Below are 1,450 nucleotides of genomic sequence, written 5' to 3'. Positions count from 1 at the left end.
GTCGCTACCGCCATCCATGGCTCTCGCGACATACCGTACATCCTGTACATAAAAGTCTTTCGAGTAAGCACGGGACAGGCGCCTGCGCTTGCGGGATCGAAACACCAGAATATCTCCCATACCGCGCCTGAACCCGACGGAAATACGTGCGGCACCGAGGCCCCCACCCCGTCACCAGGAAAGACCAAGCCAGCCATTCGCGCAGGCTCAGTGACTCCGTGTGAATTTTCGCCGGTGTAGTGCCGCCCGCCTGTTGAAACGGCTAAGGGGCAGGTATCCGCCATCTGGGTTCGGGAACACCTTGCTTCCCCTTTTCCTGACGATCCAGTCAATTTCTACACATTTCGCCACTTTCCGCTGGCCGGATTCTAGAAAATAATCATCACTAGCTTTAGGCTGGCCGTCTTAATATTTCACGTCGCAGAATCGCGTGTTACGCCAAGGGGGCGTCGCGAAGCTGTATCATCCAAGGGGTACTCAATGATCAAAGCTCGACTGGCGGCGCTGTGTTTCGCTGCTGCTTCCATATTTTCAGCCGGCGCCCAGGCGCAGTGCGATACGCCGGACAATGCCTTCACCAACTGCGGTTTTGAAACCGGCGATTTCAGCGGCTGGACTGTCACGGACATAGCGGGTTCCCCGCACCCCCTTACGGTCGTCTTCGAGAACTACTACGTTGCTGGTTTCCTCTTCGGTACGCAGCCCACTGAAGGGACGCAGGTCGCGGTGCTCGCTTTTGATGGCGACGGGCCGGGCACGTCGGAGCTCGCGCAGGATGTGACGCTCGGTGCAAGCGCAACCACCCTGACATTTGACTACCGCTACGGCTTTGAATTCGATGAGTCCGGAGGAGGAACCACCGTGCCGCGCACGGCCTCGGTCGAAATCCAGCCTGCCGGTGGTGGGGCGCCGCTGGCCACCACGACCTTTGCGGCCACGGGGATCGATGGCGACTTGCTGCTTGATTCGGGCCCTCTTTCGGCTGCCATCGATGTCTCTGCCTTCGCCGGTCAGAGTGTCAGGGTGGTCTTTGTCTGGACTGTACCGGAATCTTTCACCGGCCCGGCGGTGTTCCAGCTCGACAACATCCAGGCTCTCGGCGTTACTACCCCACCCCCAGCCCCGCCGCCTGCTCCACTGCCGGCCGCTGCAGCTGACCCCGAGGCCATTCCCGCCAGCCCGCTGTGGAGCCTGCTGCTCCTGGCAGGTGTAATGGGCGCATTGTCGCAGCGTTCCCTGCGTTCGCGTGCCAGGCGCTGATACGGACCGGCCCGGTTCAGTCGCGCCGGGCCCCATCCCTCAATGGGGACGAGCTGATTGCCCACCGGCTGGGTTGAATCGACCGCGGTGATTCGCAATGCGGAGCCCTGGACGCGGGCTCCGGTCTTGGGGGAAAAGCGGTGCCTTGAACCCGGACTCCGCTCCCACACCCCGCCCACGGCTCGAAGGA

The 1,450-nt window shown here is 61.7% G+C and carries 1 protein-coding gene; it reads left to right on the top strand.

Annotated elements, in window-relative coordinates; translation table 11 throughout:
- Nucleotides 1-480 precede the first annotated feature (480 nt).
- Nucleotides 481-1,260, top strand: coding sequence for a hypothetical protein (locus ACNKU3_RS20630; RefSeq protein WP_418261463.1), 780 nt, complete (start codon nucleotides 481-483; stop codon nucleotides 1,258-1,260).
- Nucleotides 1,261-1,450 lie beyond the last annotated feature (190 nt).

The organism is Haliea sp. E17, from assembly GCF_048323675.1.
Taxonomy (GTDB): Bacteria; Pseudomonadota; Gammaproteobacteria; order Pseudomonadales; family Halieaceae; genus Mangrovimicrobium.
Note: the sequence above shows the minus strand (reverse complement) of the source record. Positions and strands in the feature narration are given on the sequence as shown.